The organism is Loigolactobacillus backii, from assembly GCF_003946275.1.
In the GTDB taxonomy this organism is placed as follows: Bacteria; Bacillota; Bacilli; order Lactobacillales; family Lactobacillaceae; genus Loigolactobacillus; species Loigolactobacillus backii.
In genome coordinates this window covers 1-4,525 of sequence record NZ_RHNQ01000103.1, presented here as the reverse complement: position 1 = coordinate 4,525, position 4,525 = coordinate 1, and the positions used below count along the sequence as shown (strand labels likewise).

The 4,525-nt window shown below is 44.0% G+C and carries 5 protein-coding genes and 1 pseudogene; all 6 read left to right on the top strand.

Features of this window, described 5'->3' with window-relative positions; genetic code table 11:
- Window positions 1–271: 271 nt before the first annotated feature.
- Window positions 272–1,009: an IS30 family transposase gene (locus tag EKM61_RS11425; protein ID WP_068226302.1), complete on the top strand. Its 738-nt coding sequence runs from the start codon at window positions 272–274 to the stop codon at window positions 1,007–1,009.
- A gap of 324 nt (window positions 1,010–1,333) precedes the next feature.
- Window positions 1,334–2,053: pseudogene (locus EKM61_RS11420) on the top strand (DUF1003 domain-containing protein); the annotation flags it as partial.
- A gap of 320 nt (window positions 2,054–2,373) precedes the next feature.
- Window positions 2,374–2,697 carry a DMT family transporter gene (locus tag EKM61_RS11415; RefSeq protein WP_046871959.1) on the top strand — a complete coding sequence of 108 codons (324 nt, stop codon included), beginning with the start codon at window positions 2,374–2,376 and terminating at the stop codon, window positions 2,695–2,697.
- Window positions 2,698–2,787: 90 nt separating this feature from the next.
- Complete coding sequence (locus tag EKM61_RS11410) at window positions 2,788–3,231, top strand: MerR family transcriptional regulator (RefSeq protein WP_046871958.1); 444 nt, start codon at window positions 2,788–2,790, stop codon at window positions 3,229–3,231.
- Between the two features lie 461 nt (window positions 3,232–3,692).
- Window positions 3,693–4,031: a carboxymuconolactone decarboxylase family protein gene (locus tag EKM61_RS11405; protein ID WP_017260570.1), complete on the top strand. Its 339-nt coding sequence runs from the start codon at window positions 3,693–3,695 to the stop codon at window positions 4,029–4,031.
- Window positions 4,031–4,447: a cupin domain-containing protein gene (locus tag EKM61_RS11400; RefSeq protein ID WP_056986391.1), complete on the top strand. Its 417-nt coding sequence runs from the start codon at window positions 4,031–4,033 to the stop codon at window positions 4,445–4,447. The genes EKM61_RS11405 and EKM61_RS11400 overlap by 1 nt, the downstream gene beginning before the upstream one ends.
- Window positions 4,448–4,525 lie beyond the last annotated feature (78 nt).

Sequence of the window (4,525 nt, the reverse complement as noted above, 5' to 3'; positions counted from 1 at the left end):
CCGCTGGGTTGAAGAAACCTTCCTGGGTCGATCTTGGTAATATTTATCGCTTTCCCAAAGCCGGTTTAAACTTTAAATAAATCGGTCATTTAAGTAAGCTAGATCAAAATAAAATTTCAGATTTTACGCTTGACCTAAAATCAAAAAGACGCGCATTTTAGAATCAAGTTAGCCACTGTCTCAAAATTTTTTGGACAATAAAAAACATCAAGAACAGATATCCTGTATCATTGAGGTTCCTACACAAACAATGGAAGAGGATATTGTCTTGATGCAGAAACAGGATAGCACACACCGCCAAAAAGGTCAGCACTTAACATCACTCGAGCGCGGAAAAGTGGCCGGATTCCGCCAAGCTGGGAAGTCCAATCGTTGGATTGCTGCTGAAATTGGCCGCCTAGAGATTCGAAATATCGACCTGTTGGAGAAGACTAAGCGGAAGACCTCTCACCAGCACCACACCAAGGCTAAGCGCCTGGCTGGCCGCAGTATCGAGGAACGGCCTAAGGTCGTTGAACGACGCAGGCAGTTCGGTCACTGGGAGATGGATACCATTGTCGGTAAACGCAATGGCAAGGAGAGCGTCATCTTGACTCTGATTGAGCGCAAGACCCGTTGCCAACTTCTCCGCTTGATCGAAGGACGAGATGCAGACTCTGTGAGCTATGCATTGCGTGGAATCAAGCGCGAATGGGGAGCTTGCATCAAGACCATCACAGCCGACAACGGACCCGAGTTCACCGCCTTAAATACTGCTTTTGCTGGGACGGAAACTGAGATCTTCTACGCCCATCCTTACACGTCCTGCGACCGTGGCACCAACGAGGCACGTAACCGGATGATCCGCCAGGACTTCCCTAAGGGCATGTCCCTAGATGACATTAGCCCTAGTCAAGTGCAGGCCACGCAAGACCGCTTGAATCAGTTGCCTCGCAAACAACAGGGCTACTGCACACCCCAGCAAAACTTTGAGGCCGAAGCTCGGCGCGTTCGCCGCATGGCCCAGTAGTCTCTCTAGCGCCACAACTTCTATTTGATAACGGCCTGTTCTGGGATTGTCCTCAACGACTGGCTAACTTGTTCTTGCAATTTACGCTCAGAAATGGGTAGGTTCGCTTGGACTTTTTTGAGCGTGTCCTCTATAATGGGTTTGTAGCGATAACTCAGGTCAACCTAGGAAAGGCAGGTGGGTTTTATGTCAGACGCAGATTATCATATATGTTCAACGAGTGATGACGGTCCCGCGTGTTCGCAATTCATAACTGGATATTTAACCCATGCTGTGAACTTTGCCGCACGTGAAATTTAGCATTTACTGAGGTGTTTTAGTCTAATGCAAGAATTGAACGGCACGGTTTACTGTCTCGTTGATCATAAAGAATATGATCTCGTAGACGGTGTTTTCCTAGGAGATTTGGATGGTCCGTTGAGGGCGTTGATTCGTCTCGACTTTCCAAAGGCGACAAACCAAGATTTTATCTGTAGTGAGCATTTGGTCCACTACCGTTTATTAAAGATGGATCAGATGATTGCGAAGGACTATCGCCAGAATCATAAGCTGAACCAAAAGCTTACACGGGTACTTCAAAAAGATACCTATCAGGTGGTTGATGTCCGTCAGCAATTGGAACACTCACTAACAGTTGGTCAGCGGGTTGCGGATGCTGTTGCCCACTTCGGGGGTAGCTGGCCTTTTATTATTTCCTTTGTTCTCATTATGTTATTGTGGATTACTGTTAATTCATTACACCTATTTGGTGTGCATTTCGATCCGTATCCGTTTATTCTTTTGAACTTATTCTTGAGTATGGTTGCCGCAATCCAGGCACCACTCATTATGATGAGTCAGAACCGGTCAGCAGAGTATGACCGGATGGAATCGGCTAACGATTATCACGTTAACCAAAAATCGGAAGAAGAAATTCGGGTACTGCACTCCAAGGTTGACCATATGATTCAACAGGATCAGCCGAACATGTTGCAGATTCAAAAGATTCAAACAGAGATGTTGGGTTCGATTGAATCGCAGGTTAATGAACTACGGCGGTTGCAAACGTACTTCGATGATCACATCAATGATCAAGAAAGTAAGCAACCGAAACAACAGAAATCGTCTCAACCGGCACGTCGGCAAACGGATTCGCCACAATCGGTTTCACATAATGAGCAGAGTCACAAACAATCAGATCACGGTTCACTTCATGTGGATAAATAAGTGATGATTGGGAAGACAAAACCACAATTGATTAATGCTTAAATCGGACCAAAAATTTATCAGGAGGCCACCCTCGTTGCGGGTAGCTTTTTGCTTTACATCGGCTTTTTTTAGCGACATTATGAGGGTCGGGACAAATTTTTTACGGGGTGGTCACAATGGGGTATGTATATCTGGCTTTAGCCATTGTTGGTGAATTGATTGGCACAAATTTATTGAAGGCATCATCTGGATTTACACTATTATGGCCCAGTTTAGGGGCCTTAATTGCTTATGGTACCTGCTTTTACTTTCTGGCGGTGTGCATGAAAACAGTCAATCTCAATATTGCTTACGCATTGTGGGCTGGCATTGGCGTTGTGCTGTCAACGTTAGTGGCCGTTTTGTTTTGGAAGGAACCAGTCAATTTGGCCAATGTGATTGGGATTGGATTCATTCTGGTTGGCGTTGTGATTTTGAACTTGTTTGGTGCCAATGGCTAGTTCATTTGACACAATAGTGGACAAGACTGTGGGCTATGAGTTAAAGTCGACTTTAACTAATGTGAATATCAACTTCTGGAGGGAATGTTAATGGCGACAAAGACAGCTGTAACAGAAAAGCGCTATCGAATCGGTGAATTTGCAACTAAAACCGGGTTGTCAGGCCCAACGCTTCGTTATTATGAAAAGGAAGGTTTGGTCAAACCACATCGGTCTGACAACGGGTTACGTTATTATACGGATGCAGATGCTAGCTGGATCAAATTCTTGTTACACTTAAAGGGTACAGGAATGACTATCGAACAGTTGAAACAGTATGTGGCTTGGCGCGCTGAGGGGGATGCAACGATCACCAAACGGTTGCAGTTATTGAAGAATGTACGGCGTGGTTTCCTTCAGGAGTTTGAGGAATTGCAGCATAGTATGACGATTTTAAACGACAAGATTGATTGGTATCAGGGAAAAGTAGACGGGCATATTAGTGATAACGAAGGTTTTGCTAATTACCTTGCCAGTTTGAATCATGAAGAATAAATGATAGCGGTGAATGCCGCTTGCGGTTGTCTCCATTGACACGCTTGCCGTGGGACCGGTTTAAGCTTCCTAAGTTCGGAGACTTTCACCTCGTCGCAAAGCCTCGTGGAAAACTGAGTCTTTTCGACCGTCCGTATTGTAAATCTGGCAAAATGCATTCCGGATTAACAATACCTTCACGGTTCGGTATCAATGGGGACGCCCTCCAGCTAATACAGTCGGGACTTCATAATCAACGGAATAACGATTAATTCGGGCGATACCGCAACGAGTGTTTCAGGCAGTGTAGGCATTTTGAATTTCTATAATTTTGATTTAGAGCGACTTAGCAGGTTATGTACCTGTTAAGTCGCTCTTTTTAGTTTTTATGAAATTTAGGGCTTTACTTAAAGTGTACTTTAAGTGTTTCAATGAATTTAATCGCGTTAATCACTTTGTTTTTAATCGAGGAGGAATTTAACATGGCTAAAAAACAAACAGCAGGTCGCAAACAGTTGGGTGATTTTGCCCCACAATTTGCTGCTTTAAATGATGATGTTTTATTTGGTGAGGTTTGGTCCAAAGAAGACGCTTTGTCTGCTCATGACCGTTCCTTAATTACGATTGCTAGCATTATTTCAGCCGGCAATACAGAACAATTAGAAGCTCATTTACGAATTGGCAAACAAAACGGCATTACAAAAGACGAGATTGTTGCTGAAATTACCCACCTTGCATTTTACGCTGGGTGGCCTAAGGCATGGTCGGCGTTTAACCGTGCTAAGGAAATTTGGTCAGATGAAGAGGAGACACATAAGTAATGGCAAACGAAAAATTTGAAACACAAAATGTTTTTGGTCAAGGTAATAAAAATGACGCTTATGCGCAGTATTTTATCGGTCAAAGTTACTTAAAAAATTTAGTTAGTTCAGATGACAATGTCAATGTAAATGTTGGCAATGTGACATTTGAACCAGGATGCCGCAATGACTGGCATATTCATCACAATGGTTATCAAATCTTGCTTGTTACCGGTGGTGAAGGTTGGTATCAGGAGGATGGCAAGCCAGCACAACTACTGCACCCAGGCGATGTGGTTACCATTCACGATGGCGTTAAGCATTGGCACGGTGCGACAAAAGACAGCTGGTTTAGTCATGTCGCAATCACTACGGGGACTTCTGAATGGTTGGAACCGGTCAGTGACGTGGCGTACGATGCATTGTCAAAGGATTAATGGTAGATTGTAAAATTAATCCGAACGCTGTTCGGACAAAAAAGATCAGCTTCCTTTAAAATGGTGTTTACCACAAAC